Here is a 20348-nt window from a genome sequence, read left to right as displayed (position 1 = left end):
GCGGTCAGCTCGCCTCGGCGAGCACGTCGTCCGTCGACTCCTCGAGCTTCGAGGAACGGATGGGGTGACCGCTCGTCGAGAGGCAGCGGCCCGTCTTCAGGTCCCACTTCCAGTCGTGCATGCTGCACGTGAGGATGCCGTCGCCATCGACCGTTCCGGTACGGGTGAGATCGGCACGCAGGTGCGGGCACCGGCGCTGCACGAGCCAATCGCCGATCTCGGCGTCCTCGGTCTGGTCAGTCTGCTCCTGGTACCAGTTCTCGACGTACTCGATACGGTCGACCGACAGGCACTTGAGGAAGGTCGTGAGGAACTCGTTGAACTTGCCGCTGCGCCCCACCTGGAACTGCATGGAGAGGAAGATCGAGTTCGACCAGTCGATCTCGTGATCGCGGATGTTCGTCGAGACGAGGTCGGCGGGGATCGTGTACCAGTAGACGCACTCCTCCCCCGCGTACTCGCGCACCTTGGCGCGCGGGAAGTCGACCACCATGTCGAGGTCGCCGATCCGGAAGCGGACGTTGCCGCCGACACCGAGACGGATCGTGCGGGACTTCTTCAGCAGCGGCTCCCACCACTCCTTGATCGCCGCGAGGATCTCCTCCGCGGGAAGCGGCTCGGCGCGCGATGCCTCCTCGTCGCGGATCTCCTGCTGACGGCTGGCGCGCTGCTCCTCGAGGTAGTCCCACTTCTCGTCGAAGATGTGCGATATCTCGGCATCCGTATACAGCGTCTGCTCGGTCGTGACCTCGCCCGAGGCGACCGTGACGACCGTTCCGGGGATGAAGAGCTGACCGTCGTACTGCGGCGCCAGCTGCTCCATGTGCGCGAGGAACTGCTTCTGGTCGGTGAAGATCGACTCGCCGTTGCGCCCCGTGCCGTTGAAATCGAAGAGGTCGTCACGCAGGAACATGGGCGGCCCGGCCATCGGGAAGACGTGCGGAGCATCGACCTTCTCGATGTAGTACATCGCGCGCTTGTTCTGCGCCTCGCGCTTGAGCTGCGCGAAGTTCTGCTTCGCATCCATCGGCAGGTCGTACACCATCGGCCACCAGATCGCACCGGAGACCTGGGTGAAGTACGCGTCGGGCTTACCGAAGTGCAGCAGGCTGTCGAGGTCGAGCGGGTGCGAGTCGTTCTGGTTCAGCACCGACCCGGTGCCGTCGTCGACGCTCAGCGAGGAGTCTCCGATGGGGCCGTCGCTGGGTGCGCGCAGCGGGGTGATCATGATCTTGAGGTCGCCGCGCTGGATGATCTCTCCCGCGGGTGCGTACGTGATGTTGGTGTAGCCGAGGGCGCGGATGTCCTGTTCGAGGTCATCGATCGGGTACTCCGGCAGCAGCACCTCGATGTCCTTGCGGATGTAGCGCTCGAGAAGCTTCGGGTCGAAGTGGTCGCGGTGACGATGCGAGATGTAGAGGAAGTCCGCCTCCCGCCCGAAGCGCTCCCAGTCGAGCGCGCGGTTGTCGGGGAAGGGGAACCACGAGCCGAAGAAGGACGGGCCGAGCACGGGGTCGCAGATGATGTTCCCGCCGACCGTCTCGATGAACATCCCGGCGTGGCCGAGTCCCGTGATCCGCATTGCGCTCCTCCTGGTGCATCCCGGACGCTCCTGTGCGAGCGCCCTCCTGGACGGCACCGATTCTACCCGCGCCCCCCTGTACGTCCGCGGCGACGGGGCCGTGGTTAATTCGGCATCCGGTCCTAGCCGTCGAACAGCCCGCGGATGTCGTCGGCGGTGAGCGTCTGGGCGAAGAGCGCCTCGTCGTCCATCACGGCCGAGAAGAGCCGGGCCTTGCGCCGCTGCAGGTCGAGCACCTTCTCCTCGATCGTGCCCACCGAGATCATGCGATAGACGAAGACCTGCGAGGACTGTCCGATGCGGTGCGTGCGGTCGACGGCCTGCGCTTCGGCAGCCGGGTTCCACCAGGGATCCAGCAGGAAGACGTAATCGGCCTCGGTCAGTGTGAGGCCGAACCCACCCGCCTTGAGGCTGATGAGGAACACCGGCTGCGCGCCGTCGCGGAAGCCGTCGACGATCTCCTGTCGCCGCAGTGAGGCTCCGTCGAGATGGGCAAAGGGAATTCCGGCGGCGGTGAGCCGTTCGGCGGCGAGGTCGAGGAACGACGTGAACTGGCTGAAGACGAGCGCGCGGTGCCCCTCCTCCTGCAGTTCGGCGACCCGTTCGAGCAGAACGTCGAGCTTGCGCGACCCGATTCGGCGATCGTTCGCGTCGATGAGGGCCGGCGACAGACTCAGCATCCGCAACAGCGTCAGGGAGCGGAACACGATGAATCGATGGCGATCGAGATCGGGCAGCAGACCGAGCACTTTCTGACGCTCGCGCTGCAGCACCGCCTCGTACAGCGCGCGATGCGAGGCGCTGAGCTCGACCTCGAGGATCTGCTCCTGTTTCGAGGGGAGGTCGGGGGCTACGAACTCTTTCGTGCGCCGCAGCACCAGGGGGCGGATCCGTCGCCGCAGCTGCGCGAGACGACGCTGACGATAGGCGCCACCCTCCTCGTTCTCAGGGACCCTGCCCTGCTCGATCGGCTGGATGTATCGCTCGCGGAACGCGCGGGCGGAGGGGAAGAGCCCGGGTGCGCTGAGCTGCAGGAGTGCCCAGAGCTCACTGAGACTGTTCTCGAGGGGGGTGCCGGTGACCGCGATCGTGACGTCCGAAGGGAAGCCGACGATCGCGCGATGCAGCTTGGTCGCAGGGTTCTTGACGAACTGCGCCTCGTCGAGGATGACTCCCGCCCACTCGACCGCGGCGAAGGCGTCCGCGTCGAGACGGGCGATCGCGTACGTCGTGACGACCACATCGGCACCGAACGGTTCCGCCAGTCCGGACGAGCGTGTCGCGCCGCGCACGTGCACGGTCAGTCCCGGGGCGAACCTCGACGCCTCGGACTGCCAGGTTCCGGCGACCGATGTCGGCGCGATCACGAGGAACGGCCGGCGCTCCCCCGTCTCGCGCGCATGCGCGATCAGGGCGAGGATCTGGAGCGTCTTCCCCAGGCCCATGTCGTCGGCGAGGATTCCTCCCAACCGGTGCTCCCAGAGGAAGGCGAGCCAGTCGAACCCCTGCTTCTGATACGGCCGCAGCTGAGCGGTGATCCCCCGCGGCATCGGCGCGGGAGGCACTCCCGTGGCGGCACGGAGCCCCTCGGCCGTGGCCCGCCAGCTCACGGCGGGCAGGGCCTGATCCGCGAGGTCCTCGAACTCCTCCCAGAGGTCGGTCTGGTGTCGACTGATGCGCGGGCCGGTCTCCCACTCGTCGAGTTCAGCCGCTTCCTCGAGCAGTTCGCGCAAGCGGTCGAGCGCAGGATGCTGCAATGAGAAGTAGCTCCCGTCGACGAGCAGGAGCTTCTTGCGCCCCTTCGTCAGGGCGGTGAAGAGCGGCTCGAACGGGATCAGCCGTCCATCGATGCGCACCAGCACGCCGAGGTCGAACCAGTCGGGGTCGGCGGATTCGACCGTCGAGACCGTCACCTCCGGCTCGCCGGTGAGTTCGTGATAGGTCTTGCGTCGACCGGACACCTCGACGACCACGCCCTCGGTCTCGAGGCGGGGCACGAGATGCGTGACGAACTCGGCGGCCTCGACGTCGTGGAACGCGCCCGTGGACGCGAGCCCCTCGCCCGTCGCCTGCTGCCAGAGGGCGTCGATCGGTTCGAGGACTGCTGTCTCGGCCACCCGATCGCGCACGCCGTGGGCGGACTCGCCGAGAGGCACGCGACCGAAGCCCCGGTACTCCCATTCGAACGCGAAGGCGATCGTGTCGCCGCGACGGAACGTGAGCTGGAGCACCGGCGTCGGTAGAGGCAACGGCGGAAGATCGACTCGCGCACTGCCGCGCACCTCGATGCGCCGCGCCAGCAGCGGATACGCCTCTCGCAGGAACACCTCTTCGTCCGCGTGCGGCACCACGAGGGGGCCGGGAGCCGCGATCAGCGCGTGGACCGGGTCGCTGAGCGGCATCTCGGCCAGGAGCACCCGCACCCGGTGCCCGTGCGACGTCACGGCATAGACGCCGCTGCGTCCGATCGGATGCAGGTCGGCGTCGCCGATCGTCTCGCCGTCGAGGTCGACCACGGCCGAGACCGCGAGGTCGCCCTCGTCCCTCCGCGTGATCTCCGCGCGCACGCCGGCACGAGAGGCCAGCAGCACCTCGACATCCTTCTGCGTCGGAACGAGGGGAATGCCGAGCGCCGCACCCGTGCGGAGATGGGGCCACAGCAGCCGGGATTCGAGGTGGTCGACCAGCAACCAGTCACTGGCGGTGCCCGAGAGCAGGGAATCCCGCGCGATGCTCAGGAGATCCGCGAACCAGCGGGAACGCTCACGCCCGTACCGCGCCGACGACCGCCGAACGGCGTCCCACGTCGCGCCGCCCTGTACCCACGCGCCGCTGGCCGCACTGCGCTCCAGAGGACGGATGCCGAGAAGGATCTCCCCCGTACGCCGCGCGACGTCGCGAGGTGTCGCCGCGCGGAGCGGACGGGCCGCCCAGGGATTACCCCCGCGCGCCTCGCGATAGCGGAGCTCGACGCCGAGCGCGAGCGGAGCGAGGTCGTCGTCGGCGTCGCGCGTGCCGAGCAGCGAGCGCCACCCGTCGTGCGGAGGCGAGGGATCACGTCGCGCGGGATCGATCGGGAGCGCCATGGACCTCATCCTCCCCCGCAGCTCCGACACTCGGCGGAGGCGCGGTCAGAGCGTTCAGGCCGCGCGGGACACCCGACCGAGGACGCCGTGGACGAACGCACCGGAGTCGTCGGTCGAGAACTCCTTCGCGAGTTCCACGGCCTCGTCGATCGCGACAGCCGTCGGGACCTCGTCGTTGTGCAGGATCTCCCAGACGGCGATGCGCAGGAGTGCGCGGTCGACCGCCGGCATCCGCTCGATCTTCCACTCGCGGCTGTGGGTGGTGATCTGCTCGTCGATCTCGTCGCGGTGATCGATGATGCCGTCGACGATCTCTCGGGCGTAGAGCCAGGAGGCCTCGCGAGCAGGTTCGCTCGCCGCCCTCTTGGCTTCGGCCGCGAGGGCGATGGCGACGTCGTCTCCGCGCACGTCGGCGGAGAAGAGGATGTCGAGTGCGCGCTTGCGCGCCTTCGTCCGAGCGCTCACGCCTTACTTCTCGCGACCCAGGTACTCACCCGTGCGGGTGTCGACCTTGATCTTGGTGCCGGTCTCGAGGAACAGCGGAACCTGCATCTCGTAACCGGTTTCGAGGGTGGCGGGCTTGGTGCCGGCGGACGAGCGATCGCCCTGCAGACCGGGCTCGGTGTACGTCACCTCGAGGATGACCGACGCCGGAAGGTCGATGTACAGCGGGTTGCCGTTGTTCAGTGCGATCGTCACCTGCTGGTTCTCGAGCAGGAAGTTCTTGGCGTCGCCGACCGTGGCCGCGCCGACCGTGAGCTGATCGAAGTCGGTGGCATCCATGAAGACGAAGCCGTCGCCGTCGTTGTACAGGTAGGTGAAGTCACGACGGTCGACATTCTCGATGTCGATCTTCGCGCCCGCGTTGTACGTGCGGTCGACGACCTTGCCGGAGACGACGTTCTTGAGCTTGGTGCGCACGAACGCACCGCCCTTTCCGGGCTTCACGTGCTGGAACTCGATGACGCTCCAGAGCTGCCCGTCGATGCTGAGGACGACGCCGTTCTTGATGTCTGCGGTAGATGCCATGCGCTGAGAGTTCCGTTCCTGTGTGGTTTTCGCGGCCGCCCTCGCAGGGCGCGGACCCGGCCGACAGTAGATTCTACGGGATGAGCGCGGTGAGCCGTCGCACGGCCTCGGCGTACCCCTCCACGCCACGCCCGATGACCCGCACCGCGGCGACGTCTTCGAGGTAGGAGTGATGGCGGAATTCCTCCCGCGCGTGCACGTCCGAGATGTGCACCTCGGCGAAGGGCAGGGCGACCCCGGTCAATGCGTCGCGCAGGGCCACGGACGTGTGCGTGAGCCCGCCGGGGTTGATCACGATCGCGGCGCAGTCCTCGCGGGCTGCGTGGATCGCGTCGATCAGGACGCCCTCGTGGTTGCTCTGGACCGCACGGATCTCGTAGCCCGCGGCGGCGGCGGCCTCGGTCGTGAGACGTTCGACGTCGTCGAGGGTCGCCGTGCCGTAGACCTCGGGCTCACGGGTGCCGAGCAGATTGAGGTTGGGGCCGTTGACGAGCAGGATCCGCGCGCTCACGCGCCGACCTCCTGATAGGCGGCGAAGAGCAGAGACTCGTCCGGCGCCTGCAGCACGGTCGGCTTCGCGATGTCGTCGAGCAGGATGAAACGCAGCATTCCCCCGCGGCTCTTCTTGTCGCGCTGCATCGTGGCCAGAAGCTGCGGCCAGGCGCCCGCGCGGTACGACGTCGGGAGCCCGAGTGACTCGAGAACCGTGCGGTGGCGCAGCGCTGCCTCGTCGGAGAGGCGCCCGGCGAGACGCGAGAGTTCGGCGGCGAAGAGCATGCCCACCGAGATCGCCGCGCCGTGGCGCCAGCGGTAGCGTTCGGCGTGCTCGATGGCGTGCCCGAGCGTGTGGCCGTAGTTGAGGATCTCGCGCTGCCCGGCCTCTCGGAAGTCCTCCGAGACGATGGCGGCCTTCATGCCGATCGCGAGTTCGACCGCACGGCGGAACTCGTCCGACGCGGGGTCCACGGCACGCGCAGGATCCGCCTCGACGATGTCGAGGATCTCCGGTGCCCAGATGAACCCGGCCTTCACGACCTCGGCGAACCCGGCTGTCGCCTCGTTGGCGCTGAGGCTGCGCAGTTCGTCGAGGTCGCCGATCACCGCGCGCGGAGCCCAGAACGCTCCGACGAGGTTCTTGCCCTCGGCGGTGTTGATCCCGGTCTTCCCCCCGACGGAGGCGTCGACGAGGCCGAGGACGGTGGTGGGCACCTGAACGAGCTGGATACCGCGCAGCCAGGTCGCGGCCACGAAGCCGGCGAGGTCGGTCACCGCGCCCCCGCCGTAGCCGATGACGGCATCGGTACGCGTGAAGTCCGACTGCCCCATCACCTGCCAGCAGAAGGCCGCCACCTCGATGCGCTTGCCCTGCTCCGCATCCGGGATCTCGGCGAGCAGGACCTCGCGCGGACCGTTCCCGGTGTCGGCGAGGAGCCTGTCGCGCAGTTCGGCCGCGCGCGCGGCGAGCGTCGGGGGGTGCACCACGAGGACTTTGCGCACCGCAGGCGTCAGCGCCCCCGACACGCGGTCGAGGATGTCCCGACCGATCACGATGTCGTAGGCATCGTCTCCGGTGACGCTGATGGTCGTGGTGGTCATCGCTGCTCTCTCCTCCAGGTGACGATCTCGTCTGCGATCTTCTGCATCGGCCGGCGCGACGTGTCGAACGTCGCCGTGGCCACTTCTTCGTACCAGTCCCGTCGCGCCTCGAAGATCGAGATCCAGCGCTCCAGGGGATCCTCCGACTCGAGCAACGGGCGTCCGGCTCCGCGGATCCGATCCGCGACGGCTTCGGGACTCACCGTGAGGAAGACGACGGGATGCGCGCCCAGCAGGGCGCGGGTTCCAGCATCCGTCACGGCGCCGCCGCCGAGGGAGACGACGCCGCCCTCCGCGAGCGCGTCGGCGACCGCGAGCCGCTCGAGCTCGCGGAAGCGATCCTCGCCGTGCTCGGCGAAGATGGCCGGGATCTGGCCGTGAGCGGCGACGATGCGCTTGTCGGTGTCGATGAACGGCACGCCCAGGCGGCGTGCGACACGCCTCCCCACACTGGTCTTGCCCGCAGCCATGGGACCGACGAGCACCAGTGTGAGCGGATCAGTGCTGTTCGTCATGCGCGAGCAGCGCGGCCTCGGATGCCGGCGCGGTGCGCAGCTCCGCCGGGATCGCCGCGAGGTAACCCTCGAGGTTGCGGCGGGTCTCGCCGACACTGTCGCCGCCGAACTTCTCGAGGACGGCCCGGGCGAGCTCGATGGCGACCATCGCCTCCGCCACGACGCCCGCCGCTGGCACCGCACAGACGTCGGAGCGCTGGTGATGCGCCGTCGCGTCGTCACCGGTCGCGACGTCGATCGTACGCAGCGCATGCGGCACCGTGGCGATCGGCTTCATCCCGGCGCGCACGCGCAGGACGGTGCCGGTCGACATCCCGCCCTCGGTCCCGCCGGCGCGGTCGGAGCCGCGGGTGATGCCGCCGTCGGTCGCGAAAAGCTCATCGTGGGCGGCCGAGCCGCGACGACGCGTCGTCTCGAAGCCGTCACCGACCTCGACGCCCTTGATGGCCTGGATGCTCATCAGCGCCTGGGCGAGGCGCGCGTCGAGCCGACGGTCCCAGTGCACGTGCGAGCCGAGTCCCGGCGGAAGGCCGTAGGCGAGCACCTCCACGATGCCGCCGAGCGTGTCGCCGTCCTTCTTCGCATCGTCGACCTCGGCGACCATCAGCGCGGAGGTTGTGGCATCGAAGCACCGGAGCGGATCGGCGTCGAGGGCGTCGACGTCATCCGGGGTGGGCAGCGGCGAACCGGCCGGCACAGCGACCGGGCCGATCGAGAGGGTGTGGCTCACGAGACGGATACCGAGCTCGCCCAGGAAGGAACGGGCCACGGCGCCCAACGCGACGCGGGCGGCGGTCTCCCGCGCACTCGCCCGCTCGAGGATCGGGCGGGCCTCGTCGAAGTCGTACTTCTGCATGCCGACGAGATCGGCGTGACCCGGGCGGGGGCGTGTGAGCGGCGCGCCGCGCCCGCGAGACTTGTCGGTGAGCTCGGCGGGCTCGGGGTTCATGACCTCGGTCCACTTCGGCCACTCGGTGTTGCCGATGCGCAGCGCGATCGGGCTGCCCAGGGTCTTGCCGTGGCGGACGCCACCGGAGATGCTCAGCTCGTCCTGCTCGAACTTCATGCGCGAGCCGCGCCCATAGCCGAGCTTGCGACGCTGGAGGTCGGCCTGGATCGCCTCGGAGGAGATCGGGACACCGGAGGGAAGGCCCTCCATGATGGCGATGAGTTCGGGGCCGTGCGATTCGCCGGCCGTCAGCACGCGGAGCATTCTTCTAGTCTCCCATGCGCGGCCGCACCCGCCGTCCGCGTTTCAGCGTCGTGTCACAGAGCGCTCCGGATCAGAGAGCGGCGCGCATCGCGGCCAGGACGGATGCCTCGTCGTCGAGCGCGTGCGCCGGGTCGCCGTGCAGGAACACTCGGATCTGACGGATCGCCTGATGGAGCAGCATCCCGAGGCCCGAGACGACCGGTGCGTCGTTCCACACCGCGGCCAGCGCCGATGGCCACGGCGCGTAGGCGGCATCGAACAGCACTCCCCCGTCAGCCGCCAGGGGCACGGAGACATCGGCGGGAAGCGACGTACCCGACGGCAGCGTCGCGATCGTCAGATCCATCGGGGTGGGCGTCGCATCGAACGAGGTGACGGAGACGGTCACGCCGAGACTGTCGCCGAGATCGGCCAGTGCCGCGGCACGATCCGGCCGTCGTGCTCGAATCTCCGCCCGCTCGGCACCGATCTCTGCCGCAGCGACCAGGGCGGATGCCGCCGTCGCGCCAGCACCGAGGATGCGCACCGAGGTCGCCGCCCGCATCCCGTCATCGGCCAGCGCGTCGACGATGCCTCCGACGTCGGTGTTGAACCCCGCGGGCCGCCCGTCGAGCAGGAGCGTGTTCACGGCCCGCGTCAAGGTCGCGTGGCGATCGCGCACCGACGCCGCCCGGAACGCCTGTTCTTTGAGAGGCATCGTGAGCGAGAGCCCGCGCCACGATGAGTCGAGACCGGCCACCGCCGCAGGCAGGTCGTCGGCGTTCACCCGGCGGCGGTCGTACTCCCAGTCCAGACCGAGCACACGATACGCCGCGGCGTGGAGCGCCGGCGACTTCGAGTGCGCGATCGGATCCCCCCACACCGCGAGCCTGTGGGGGCCACGAACGTCAGCAGCCGGCATCCGGATTCGCCCGGCACCAATCGCGCCACTTCTCGATGCCGGCCTGGTGCTCCTCGTAGGTCTCCGAGAACTGCGTCTCGCCCGTCGACAGGTCGATCGTGACGAAGTACAGCCAGGGACCGTCCTCCGGGTGCATCGCGGCGTCGATCGCGGCGTCGTTCGGGCTCGCGATCGGCGTGATCGGCAGGCCCGTGCGCACGTAGGTGTTCCAGTCGTTGTCGTCTTCCAGCGCCTCGGCCGAGCTCGACACGACGCCCTCGTGCAGCGAGCCGTACCCGTACTGAGCCGTCGAGTCCATCTGCAGCTTCATGTCGATGTCGAGACGGTTCTGGATCACGCGGCTCACCTTCGCGAAGTCGGCCGTGCGACCTTCTCGCTGGATGATCGAGGCGATCGTGAGGATGCGCTCGGCGTCGGCGTCGGGAACGCCCGCGCTGGTCAGCGATTCCCGCGTGCGATCGACCATGCGCTGGATCACCTGCGTCGCGGCGACCTCGGGATCGAAGGTGTACACGGCCGGGAACAGCCATCCCTCGAGGCTCGGCGCATCGACGCCGTAGGCGGAGGGATCGGCGACGGCGGCCTCGAAATCCGCGATCGGCAGGCCGAGCGTCTCCGCCATCGCCGGCAGGGAGGACTCGATCGTCGCGCCCTCGCCGACCGAGACCGTGTTCTCCAGCTTGTTGTCCTCGTTGCCCAGCGCCTCGAGAGCGGCGGCGGCGGTCATCTTCTCCTGCAGGCGATACACCCCGGGGTAGAAGGTGACCGCGATGTTCTCCTCGATCAGGTAGTCGTAGAAGACGTCCTCGGTCTTCGTGACGCCGGCCTCGTAGAGTGCCGTCGACACCGGGCGTCCGGTGTCGCCGTCCTTGATCGTGACGAAGGCCTCGCCGGAGGCTTGGCCGTCTTCGTAGTCCTTGGGCTCACCCCAGCCCATGATGTCGTTGATCTGCTCGCCGTAGGTGTTCATCGCCCAGGCGCCGGCGGCGGCGATGCCGCCCACGATCACGAGGATGATGAGCAGGGCGATCAGGCATCCACGTCCGCGCTTCTTGGGCTTCTGAGCGCGAGCGCGGTCGTCATCGGGGGCGACGAACAGGGCATCGAGGCCTCCACCGATGGGTGCGTCGGGCGGCGTCGACGACGCGGATGCCGCGGCTGCCGCCGCCGGTGCGCCGACGGCGACGGGCTCGATGCGGGCGGGATCGTCCGGCACGTCCGACGCGGCGGGATGCGCGTGCGACTCCGCGGCCGCGATCGCGGGCTCAGTGGGCGGCACAGTTGTACCGACCGGGTCCACCGCATCCGGCGCGGCGCTGGGCGTCCTCTCCGGGTCGACCTCGCCACGCTGCGCGGCCTCGCGGGCGGCGCGCCGGGAACCGGGGACGGGGGCGCTGTAATCGGCCGTCGGATGCTGCTGCGTCGGCTCGGGGAGGTTCGCGAAGAGATCGCCGAGCGGCTCGTTCGCATCGGGCGCGGAGGACGCGCCATCGCGTTCGGACATGTTCAGGGATGCTCCTCGTCGGACGGGACAGCGGCACCGGCCGGGTTTCCGGTGCTCTTCTCCATGTCGATCGCCTGCTGCAGCAGCACCACCGCGGCGACCTGATCCACAATGCTACGAGAGTTCTTCTGATTTCGACCTGAAGAACGCAGGGCCGCGTGCGCGGAGACCGTGCTGAGACGCTCGTCGACGAGACGGACCGGGACGCCGGTGCGCGTGCGAAGGGCGGTGGCGAACTCCCGCGCGTCCACCGTCGACGCGGTATCCGCGCCCTGCATGTTCACCGGAAGCCCGACGACGAACTCCATCGGCTCGTACTCGGCCGCGAGCTCCACGAGGCGGTCGATCGAGGTGTCTGACCGCGGCACGGTCTCGACGGGCACGGCGAGCATCCCGTCGGGATCGCACCGCGCGACGCCGACACGGGCGCGCCCGACATCGATGCCGAGGCGCACCCCGCGTCGGAACCCGCTCACGCTGTGTGCAGCTCCTGAGCGATGGCGTCGAGTGCCGCGGGCAGTGCCGCGGCATCCGTTCCGCCGCCCTGCGCGACGTCGTCACGACCGCCGCCACCGCCGCCGAGCACTCCGGCGGCGCGCTTCGCGAGCGCTCCCGCCTTCGCACCCGCGGTGCGGGCCGCGTCGTTGGTGGCGATGACGACGACCGGACGACCGTTCACGACGGCGCCGAGTGCGACGACCGCAGCGTCGGAGCCGAGGCGGTCGCGGACGCCGAGCACCAGCTCGCGCAGATCGTCGGCCGAGGCCAGTTCCCCGAGGGATTCCGTGGCGACGTGGAACGCACCGATCCGGCGCGCAGCGTCGGCGATCGCGGGGATCCGCCCAGCTCGTTCCTTGGACTCGAACTGTGCGATGCGCTTCTCGGCCGACTTGAGGTTCGCGGAGAGGTCGGCGATGCGCTCGGCGAGCTGATCGCGCGGTGTCTTCAGCGAACTCGTCAACTGCGAGACGATCGCACGCTCGGCCGCGAGCTCACGGAACGCGTCGACGCCGACGAGCGCCTCGATGCGACGGTTGGATGCGCCGACCGACGATTCCCCGACGAGGCTCACGAGGCCGATCTCGGCGCTGGAGGCCACGTGCGTTCCCGCGCAGAGCTCACGGGACCACGGGCCGCCGATGTCGACCATGCGCACCACATCGCCGTACTTCTCGCCGAACAGCGCCATGGCGCCGGCTTCCTTCGCCTCGTCGAGCGAAACGATCCGCGTGGTGACCTCGAGTGCGTCGTGGACGGCGCGGTTCGTGATCTCCTCGATCTCGGTGCGCGTGTCGGCCGACAGCGCCTGCGACCAGGAGAAGTCGAAGCGCATGTAGCCGGCGCGGTTCAGCGAGCCCGCCTGCGTGGCGGTCGGACCGAGCGTGTCACGGAGTGCAGCGTGCACGAGGTGCGTCGCGGAGTGCGCCTGACGCGCAGCGCGACGGTTGGCCGCGTCGACAACCGTCGTGGCGGCGTCGTCGACGGCCACCGTTCCGGTGCTCACCTGCACCGTGTGGCTGATGAGGCCGGGCACGGGCCGCTGCACGTCGAGCACTTCGAGCTCGAAGCCGGGGCCCACGATGGTTCCCTTGTCGGCGACCTGGCCTCCGGACTCGGCGTACAGCGTCGTCTCGGCGAGGACGACCTCGGCGATCTGGCCTTCCGATGCGCTGCGCACCGGCTGTCCGTCGACGAGGATGCCCAGGATGCGCGACTGCACCTCGAGTTCCGTGTAACCGTCGAAACCGGTCTCGCCGAGCGCCCGCAGCTCGCGATAGACCGAGACGTCCGCGAGCTGACGCTTCCGGTTGCGTGCGTCCGCCTTCGCGCGGTCGCGCTGCTCGCGCATGAGCGTGTCGAACGCACCGCGGTCGACCTCGAGCCCGGCTTCCTCGGCGACCTCGAGCGTGAGATCGATCGGGAATCCGTAGGTGTCGTGCAGCAGGAACGCCTCCGGGCCGCTCAGCGCCGTCTTGCCCTCTCTCCTGGTCTCGTCGAGCGCCAGGTCGAGGATCGTCGATCCCTGCGCCAGGGTGCGGCGGAAGGTCTCCTCCTCGGCGAACGCCGATGCGGAGAGGGTCGACCAGTCGCGCTCCAGCTCGGGATACGAGGACTTCATCGCGTCGCGCGACGTGGCGAAGAGCTCGGGGAACACGGGCTCGTCGACGCCGAGCAGACGCATCGCACGGACCGTGCGGCGCATGAGACGGCGGAGGATGTAGCCGCGGCCCTCGTTCGACGGACGGACTCCGTCGGAGAGCAGCATGAGCGACGAGCGCACGTGATCGGCGATGACGCGGAAGCGCACGTCGTCCTCGTGGACCTTGCCGTACGTGCGGCCCGAGAGTTCGACGGCACGATCGAGAACGGGGCGCACCTGGTCGATCTCGTACATGTTCTCGACGCCCTGCTTCAGGAAGGCGACGCGTTCGAGACCCATACCGGTATCGATGTTCTTCTGCGGGAGCTCGCCGACGATGTCGAACTCGGTCTTTCCGCGGATGTTCTCGATGAAGTCCTGCATGAACACGAGGTTCCAGATCTCCAGGAACCTCGAGTCGTCGGCGGCGGGACCGCCGTCCTTACCGTACGCCGGTCCTCGGTCGAAGAAGATCTCCGAGTCGGGGCCGCCGGGGCCGGGCTGGCCCGTGTTCCAGTAGTTGTCGGCACGTCCGAGGCGCTGGATGCGCTCGGGCTTGAGTCCGATGATGTCGCGCCAGATCGACTCGGCCTCGTCGTCGGTCTCGTAGACGGTGACCCAGAGGTCCTTCTCGTCGAAGGCGAAGCCGCCATCGGCCTCGCTGCTGGTGAGGAGCTCCCATGCGTAACGGATCGCGCCCTCTTTGAAGTAATCACCGAACGACCAGTTGCCGAGCATCTGGAAGAACGTTCCGTGACGCGCGGTCTTGCCGACCTCTTCGATGTCGTTCGTACGGATGCACTTCTGGAGGTCGGCGATCCGCGGATGCGGCGACGGCACGACGCCCGTGAGATACGGGACGAAGGGCACCATGCCCGCGACCGTGAACATCAGGGAGGGGTCGTCGCTGACGAGCGAGGCGGAGGGAACGATGACGTGGTCGTTCTTCTCGAAGAAGTCGAGATAGCGCTGCGCGATTTCCGCAGAATTCATAGGGGTGCCCGGGTGTCCTTGTTCGGAGGTGAGAAGTTCCGCGCGGTTGCGCGAGGGGTCAGTGGTCTTCCGGCTCGGTGAGCCGGGCCTCCTGCGCGCGATACGCGTCGCCGATGAGCGCGGTGAAGCCGTTGATCCTGGCATCGACCTCGGCGAGGATGTCGTGCCCGCGGGGGTCCTTGTTCATGAAATGCGCAGCGACGAAGCCGCCGATCACGCCGATCAGGAACCACACCATGTTCTTCATGTCGTCATCCTTGCCTTGACCCGCGAAGGCGCGGTGTCTCCATCGTATGCAAAAACGACGAGAGGCGTCGGGTCACCCCGACGCCTCTCGTTTGGAACGCTGAGATCAGCGCTCCGTGGGCTCAGCGAGCCGCGTAGTACTCGACGACGAGCTGCACTTCGCAGGTCACGGGGACCTCGGCGCGCTTCGGACGACGGACCAGGCGGGCCTGGAGCTTGTCGAGCTCGACCTCGAGGTAGCCCGGAACGGGGGGCAGGACCTCGGCGTGACCGCCGGCTGCTGCCACCTGGAAGGGCTCGGTGCCCTCGCTCTTGGCCTTGACGTGGATGAGCTGCCCGGCCTTCACGCGGAAGGACGGGCGGTCGACGAGCTGGCCGTCGACGAGGATGTGGCGGTGCACGACGAGCTGGCGAGCCTGCGCCGTCGTACGGGCGAAGCCGGCGCGCAGCACGAGAGCGTCGAGACGCATCTCGAGGAGCTCGACCAGGTTCTCACCGGTCAGACCATCCTGGCGGCGGGCCTCGTTGAAGGTGTTGCGCATCTGCTTCTCGCGGATGCCGTACTGCTCGCGCAGACGCTGCTTCTCGCGCAGACGGACGGCGTAGTCGCTGTCAGCCTTGCGCTTGGTGCGGCCGTGCTCACCCGGAGCGTAGGGACGCTTCTCGAGGTAGCGGGCGGCCTTCGGGGTGAGCGGGATGCCGAGGGCACGGCTCAGACGCACCTTGCGGCGGTCCTGGGACTTCGTGGTCACGAAGCTGTCCTTCCGATGACGTGGTCGCGTCTCTCGCGACTCACGGACGTATCGCCCGCGTTCTTCCTCGGGGCGCACGCCGGGGCGCCGTCGAGGTGTGGTGTGAACGAGGAGATGCCCGAAAACTTGGTTTCGAGCCGCTCAAGTCTATCAGAGGCGCCGGGCGTCCTGCGATGCGCCGGATTCGGCAGCCTCCTCGAGCGGCTCCGACGTTCGATTCGGACCAGGCCCGCCGACGGTGAGCCACGCGATCGCGAGCACGATCGCCGCCAGCGCTGCGGCGATCCCGAGCGTGAGATAGCCCTGGGTGAGCACCCATCCGACGGCCGCCACGAGGAGCGCTGTCGCCGTGATCGCCGCCGGCAGCGGCATGGAGCGCGCCCTCTCGTGGGGCCAGATGCGTTCGATCCGGGGAACGATCGCGCAGAGCACGGCGAGCACCGCCACGATCGCGAGCACCCACGGGATGCGTGTGATCCACCAGGTGGGGGTGAGCACCGCGGGGAACGACAGCCCCAGCGCCTGCTGCGCGCCGACGACGATCGCCATCGCGACCGTGTGCCACAGGTAGATGACCATGCCGTACGTTCCGAGGGCGCCGATGATCACGAGGGCGGGTCGCAGGCGCATGAGCGCGCGGATCGCCGGCTGAAGAAGCGTGAACAGATAGACCTGGGCCAGGCCGAGCAGGAGCAGGAGCACGGTGGGCGGGTTGAGGTTGGCGATCATGTCGGGGTCGTAGCCCAACCCGAAGACGGCGACGCACATCAGGCCGTAGGCGGCGACCGCCAGCACCAGGAGCAGCCATCGCGGGCGGCGCGAGTACCACTGATCCCGCACACCGAAGCCGAGCTGCTGCACGAAGAGCCACACGAAGAGCCAATTGAGGGCGCCGACGGGCAGGCCCCCGAAACGAGAGACCAGATCGACGATCACGACCAGCGCGGCCAGGACGACGTAGGTCGTCCAGGCCGCGCGGCGGTGCAGCGCGGCCATCAGCGGCACGAACGAGGTGCAGATCGCGTAGACCGCGATGAACCAGAGTGGCTCGGCGAGCCGGAACGCGAAGGTTCGGAGGAACTCGACATCTGCTCCGCAGACCGCCATCACCGCGAGGGCGACGAGCACGCCGAGCATCGCGAGGAACACCGGGCGCGCGAGCCGGAGGGCCCGGACGCGGATGTACTCCCCCGCCGTCTCTCCTCGCTTCTCGAGCCGCCGCCAGGTCGTGATGCCCGCGAAACCGCCCGCGATGAAGAACGTGGGCATGATCATCCCGATCCAGGTGATCCACGCCAACGGCGTCCACTCCGCGAGTGCGTTGAACGCACGGGGCGGATCGCCTTCGATCCCCATCTGGATCGCGTGCAGCACGACCACCACCGGGAGGCAGATCGCGCGGACGAAGTCGATCGAGAGGTCGCGGTCGGGAGGGATGCGAAGAGGAGAACGCGTCACCCGCCACACTGTAGAGGGTCGCGCGTCAGGGGCGGGGCAGGGGCCGCGAGTCAGCGCCCGTCGAGGATGCGACGGATCCTCTCTAGACGCGCCGAGACGTCACGCTCGGCGCCCAGGGTCTTCGGCGCGTAGTAGCGGCGCCCCTGCAACTCATCGGGAAGGTACTGCTGCGCCACGATGCCGAACTCGCTGTCGTGCGGATAGACATAGCCGCGGCCATGACCGAGCCGCTTCGCTCCGGGATAGTGGGCATCGCGCAGATGCAGCGGCACGCGCCCGAAACCACCCTTGCGGATGTCGGCTATCGCGGCGTCGATGCCCGCGTACGCCGCATTCGACTTGGCCGTCGTCGCGAGGTACACGGTCGCCTCGGCGAGCGGGATGCGGCCCTCCGGCATGCCGATGAAGGCCACGGCATCGGCGGCGGCGACGGCGATCACCAACGCCTGCGGATCGGCGAGGCCGATGTCCTCGGATGCGGATATCACGAGCCGCCGAGCGATGAACCGGGGATCCTCCCCCGCCTCGATCATCCGGGCGAGGTAGTGCAGGGCCGCGTCGGGGTCCGAGCCCCGGATCGACTTGATGAACGCGCTGATGACGTCGTAGTGCTCGTCTCCCTGGCGGTCGTAGCGCAACAGTGCTCGGTCGACGGCCTGCGCGATGTCGTCGGCGGAGACTTCCGGTGCGACGGATGCCCCTGCAGGGGTCCCCTCCCCGGTGCCATCGCCCGCCGCGTCGGCATCCTCATCATCGTCATCGTCATCGTCGTCGTCGGTGGCGGGCGGGCTCCCGTGCGAGAGCGCGACCGCTGCCCCGGCCTCGAGTCCGGTGAGGGCACGGCGTGCGTCGCCGGATGCGAGGCGGATCAGCGCGGCCCGCGCCTCGTCGCTGAGGGTCACCGCGCCGTGCAGGCCGCGCGCATCGACGACGGCGCGATCGACGAGCAGACCGATGTCGTCGTCGGTGAGCGGTTGCAAGGTGAGGAGGAGCGAGCGCGAGAGCAGCGGCGAGATCACGGAGAACGACGGGTTCTCGGTCGTCGCGGCGATCAGGATCACCCACCCGTTCTCGACGCCGGGGAGGAGAGCGTCTTGCTGCGCCTTGGTGAAGCGGTGGATCTCGTCGAGGAACAGGATCGTCGTCTGTCCGTAGAGGTCGCGCTGGGTGATCGCCTCCTGCATCACCTCGCGCACGTCTTTCACCCCCGCCGTGATCGCCGAGAGTTCGACGAAGCGGCGACCGGACGAGCGGGCGATGGCCTGCGCGAGCGTCGTCTTACCCGTACCGGGAGGACCCCAGAGGATGATGGAGACCGCGCCGGGCGACGAAGCCTCCGGGTCGGCGAGGGCGACGATCGGCGATCCCGAACGGAGCAGGTGCCGCTGACCGGCCACCTCGTCGAGCGAGACGGGTCGCATGCGCACGGCGAGCGGCGTCTGCCCCGAGAGCAGGGCGGCGGCAGGGGTCATCCCTCCAGGCTAATGCGGTCCGCCGACACCGGCGACGATATGCTCTGAGACGACGTCGCCCGGCGGCGTCGTCGAGAGGAGCACGCAATGGCGGCACGCGGTTCGAAGAGCGCTCAGGAGCGCGCACAGGCCGAGCGCGCACGCGTCTATGCGGCGCGCACGGCTCTGCACCAGGAGAGGATCCGTCGACGCGTGCGCGACAACGTGATCGCCGGTGTGGGTGGAGCGGTCCTCGTGCTCGCAGCGATCGCGAGCCAGGTGGCGCACGCGCAGGTCACGGCACCGGAGCCCACCCCCACGCCCTCGTCGTCCGTCGAGCCGACCGCTCCCGTGGAGACCCCCGTACCCACCGAGGCGCCCGCTCCCGAGGAGACCCCCGCGGAGTGATCCGCGCCCGCTCCGACGCGGAGCGGAACGTCACCGCATCGCATCGTCGTGGCGTACTAGGCTGAACATCGTCCTTTCCGCCTCCCGCGGCCAACCGCGCAAGGAGAACACTGTGTCTGCCAACGAGTCCTCGAAGCCGACTCCCCCCGTCCCCGCTCCCCCGGCGAAGCCCCTGCCGCGCAAGCTGCCCACCCCTGCCGCCGCCGCTCCGGCCGCGCCCACCGCACCCGTCTCCAGCGATGCTGCGAAGTGGGGTCGCGTCAGTGAGGACGGCACGGTCGAGGTGCGCGAGGGAGAGAACTGGCGCGTCGTCGGCCAGTACCCCGACGGCACGCCCGACGAGGCACTCGCTTATTTCGTGCGCAAGTACGAGGACATCGCCTTCAAGGTGCAGACCCTCGAACAGCGCCACCAGGCCGGTGGCGCGACCGCGAGCGATCTGGTCAAGCAGGCCGGTCACCTGGTCGACGAAGCCACGGATGCCGCTGCCGTCGGTGATCTCGCAGGCCTCCTCGAGCGGCTCCACACGCTGACGGCCTCGCTCTCCGAAGCCACGGCCGAGGAGCAGCAGCGTGCGAAGGAGCTGCTCGACCAGGCCATCGCCGAGCGCACCGCCCTCGTGGAGCGCGCCGAGGCGATCGCCGCGCGCGACCTCTCGAAGGTGCAGTGGAAGCAGGTCACCGCCGAGCTCGGCGAGCTCTTCGACGCCTGGCAGGCTCAGCAGCAGAACGGCCCGCGCCTGTCGAAGGGCCTGTCTCAGCAGCTGTGGAAGCGATTCCGTGATGCTCGTTCGGTCGTCGACAAGCACCGTCGTGCGTTCTACTCGGAGCTCGACGACACGCACAAGGTGGCGCGCGAAGCGAAGACCCGTCTGATCGAGCGCGCCGAAGCCCTCGCCCCGCGCGGCACCGACGGGATTCCCGCCTACCGCACGCTGCTCGATGAATGGAAGGCCGCCGGCCGGGCCGGCCGCAAGGCGGACGATGCCCTCTGGGCACGGTTCAAGGCCGCCGGAGACGCGCTCTACGCCGCGCGTGCCGAGCAGTCCGCCGCCGAGGAGGCCGAATCCGCTCCCAAGATCGAGGCGCGTCAGGCTCTTCTGGAAGAGGCCAAGGCCGTCGCCGACGAGCCCAACATCAAGCGCGCCCGCGCCCTGCTCACCGGCATCCAGCGGCAGTGGGATGAAATCGGCCGAATCTTCCCCCGCGACAAGGAACGTGCGCTCGACGACAAGCTCCGCGTCATCGAGCAGGCCCTCAAGGCCCGCGAAGAGGTCGACTGGAAGAAAAACAACCCCGAGACCAAGGCGCGCGCCAACGACATGAGCTCGCAGCTCCTCGAGGCGATCGAGAAGCTCGAGTCCGAGCTCGCCGCGGCCGAGAAGTCCGGCGACAAGAAGGCGATCAAGGAAGCATCCGACGCTCTCGAAGCGCGTCGCGCCTGGCTGAGCGCCCTCGGCGGCTGACGAGTTCTC

Annotated in this window: 18 protein-coding genes; 2 read left to right on the top strand and 16 right to left on the bottom strand. The window is 68.9% G+C overall.

Annotated features, from left to right (window positions below):
* Positions 1 to 4: 4 nt before the first annotated feature.
* The 16 genes from ACIPVN_RS02145 to ACIPVN_RS02070 all read right to left on the bottom strand — a co-directional run bounded on the left by ACIPVN_RS02145 (position 5) and on the right by ACIPVN_RS02070 (position 18487).
* The gene (locus ACIPVN_RS02145) at positions 5 to 1582 is read right to left on the bottom strand and encodes a Rieske 2Fe-2S domain-containing protein (RefSeq protein ID WP_400438835.1); all 1578 of its coding nucleotides are present in this window, start codon (positions 1580 to 1582) and stop codon (positions 5 to 7) included.
* 122 nt (positions 1583 to 1704) lie between these two features.
* Positions 1705 to 4668: a DEAD/DEAH box helicase gene (locus ACIPVN_RS02140; protein WP_400438832.1), complete on the bottom strand. Its 2964-nt coding sequence runs from the start codon at positions 4666 to 4668 to the stop codon at positions 1705 to 1707.
* 54 nt (positions 4669 to 4722) lie between these two features.
* Positions 4723 to 5133 carry a transcription antitermination factor NusB gene (gene nusB, locus ACIPVN_RS02135; protein ID WP_247622443.1) on the bottom strand — a complete coding sequence of 137 codons (411 nt, stop codon included), beginning with the start codon at positions 5131 to 5133 and terminating at the stop codon, positions 4723 to 4725.
* Positions 5134 to 5136: 3 nt separating this feature from the next.
* Positions 5137 to 5697 (bottom strand): elongation factor P, encoded by a 561-nt coding sequence (gene efp / locus ACIPVN_RS02130; protein ID WP_247622442.1) that lies wholly within the window; start codon positions 5695 to 5697, stop codon positions 5137 to 5139.
* Between the two features lie 73 nt (positions 5698 to 5770).
* On the bottom strand, positions 5771 to 6208 hold the full coding sequence (gene aroQ, locus ACIPVN_RS02125) for a type II 3-dehydroquinate dehydratase (protein WP_400438827.1): 438 nt from the start codon (positions 6206 to 6208) through the stop codon (positions 5771 to 5773).
* The gene (gene aroB, locus ACIPVN_RS02120) at positions 6205 to 7293 is read right to left on the bottom strand and encodes a 3-dehydroquinate synthase (RefSeq protein WP_400438825.1); all 1089 of its coding nucleotides are present in this window, start codon (positions 7291 to 7293) and stop codon (positions 6205 to 6207) included. The genes aroQ and aroB overlap by 4 nt, the downstream gene beginning before the upstream one ends.
* On the bottom strand, positions 7290 to 7808 hold the full coding sequence (locus ACIPVN_RS02115) for a shikimate kinase (protein WP_400438822.1): 519 nt from the start codon (positions 7806 to 7808) through the stop codon (positions 7290 to 7292). Before ACIPVN_RS02115 ends, aroB begins: the two co-directional genes overlap by 4 nt.
* Complete coding sequence (gene aroC, locus ACIPVN_RS02110; RefSeq protein ID WP_400438819.1) at positions 7792 to 9021, bottom strand: chorismate synthase; 1230 nt, start codon at positions 9019 to 9021, stop codon at positions 7792 to 7794. The genes ACIPVN_RS02115 and aroC overlap by 17 nt, the downstream gene beginning before the upstream one ends.
* Positions 9022 to 9091: 70 nt before the next feature.
* The gene (locus ACIPVN_RS02105) at positions 9092 to 9883 is read right to left on the bottom strand and encodes a shikimate dehydrogenase family protein (protein ID WP_400438813.1); all 792 of its coding nucleotides are present in this window, start codon (positions 9881 to 9883) and stop codon (positions 9092 to 9094) included.
* A gap of 25 nt (positions 9884 to 9908) precedes the next feature.
* The gene (mltG, locus tag ACIPVN_RS02100; protein ID WP_400438810.1) at positions 9909 to 11426 is read right to left on the bottom strand and encodes an endolytic transglycosylase MltG; all 1518 of its coding nucleotides are present in this window, start codon (positions 11424 to 11426) and stop codon (positions 9909 to 9911) included.
* A gap of 2 nt (positions 11427 to 11428) precedes the next feature.
* Positions 11429 to 11902, bottom strand: coding sequence for a Holliday junction resolvase RuvX (gene ruvX, locus ACIPVN_RS02095; protein WP_400438807.1), 474 nt, complete (start codon positions 11900 to 11902; stop codon positions 11429 to 11431).
* Positions 11899 to 14559 carry an alanine--tRNA ligase gene (gene alaS / locus ACIPVN_RS02090; protein WP_400438804.1) on the bottom strand — a complete coding sequence of 887 codons (2661 nt, stop codon included), beginning with the start codon at positions 14557 to 14559 and terminating at the stop codon, positions 11899 to 11901. The genes ruvX and alaS overlap by 4 nt, the downstream gene beginning before the upstream one ends.
* 58 nt (positions 14560 to 14617) lie before the next feature.
* Positions 14618 to 14806 carry a hypothetical protein gene (locus tag ACIPVN_RS02085; protein WP_247622433.1) on the bottom strand — a complete coding sequence of 63 codons (189 nt, stop codon included), beginning with the start codon at positions 14804 to 14806 and terminating at the stop codon, positions 14618 to 14620.
* 121 nt (positions 14807 to 14927) lie between these two features.
* Positions 14928 to 15557: a 30S ribosomal protein S4 gene (rpsD, locus tag ACIPVN_RS02080; RefSeq protein ID WP_400438800.1), complete on the bottom strand. Its 630-nt coding sequence runs from the start codon at positions 15555 to 15557 to the stop codon at positions 14928 to 14930.
* 150 nt (positions 15558 to 15707) lie between these two features.
* Positions 15708 to 17015 (bottom strand): acyltransferase, encoded by a 1308-nt coding sequence (locus tag ACIPVN_RS02075; protein ID WP_400438798.1) that lies wholly within the window; start codon positions 17013 to 17015, stop codon positions 15708 to 15710.
* A 50-nt stretch (positions 17016 to 17065) separates the two neighbouring features.
* The gene (locus ACIPVN_RS02070) at positions 17066 to 18487 is read right to left on the bottom strand and encodes a replication-associated recombination protein A (protein ID WP_400438795.1); all 1422 of its coding nucleotides are present in this window, start codon (positions 18485 to 18487) and stop codon (positions 17066 to 17068) included.
* Between the two features lie 87 nt (positions 18488 to 18574).
* Between ACIPVN_RS02070 and ACIPVN_RS02065 the strand changes: the two genes are divergently transcribed.
* Entirely contained in the window at positions 18575 to 18874 is a 300-nt protein-coding gene (locus tag ACIPVN_RS02065; RefSeq protein WP_400438792.1) for a hypothetical protein, read from the top strand.
* A 112-nt stretch (positions 18875 to 18986) separates the two neighbouring features.
* Positions 18987 to 20339, top strand: a complete 1353-nt coding sequence (locus ACIPVN_RS02060) for a DUF349 domain-containing protein (protein ID WP_400438789.1) — start codon at positions 18987 to 18989, stop codon at positions 20337 to 20339.
* Positions 20340 to 20348: the final 9 nt, after the last annotated feature.

The sequence above is a fragment of the Microbacterium sp. NPDC090003 genome (assembly GCF_044748385.1).
Lineage (GTDB): Bacteria > Actinomycetota > Actinomycetes > Actinomycetales > Microbacteriaceae > Microbacterium.
This window is presented reverse-complemented; position numbering and strand designations above follow the sequence as displayed.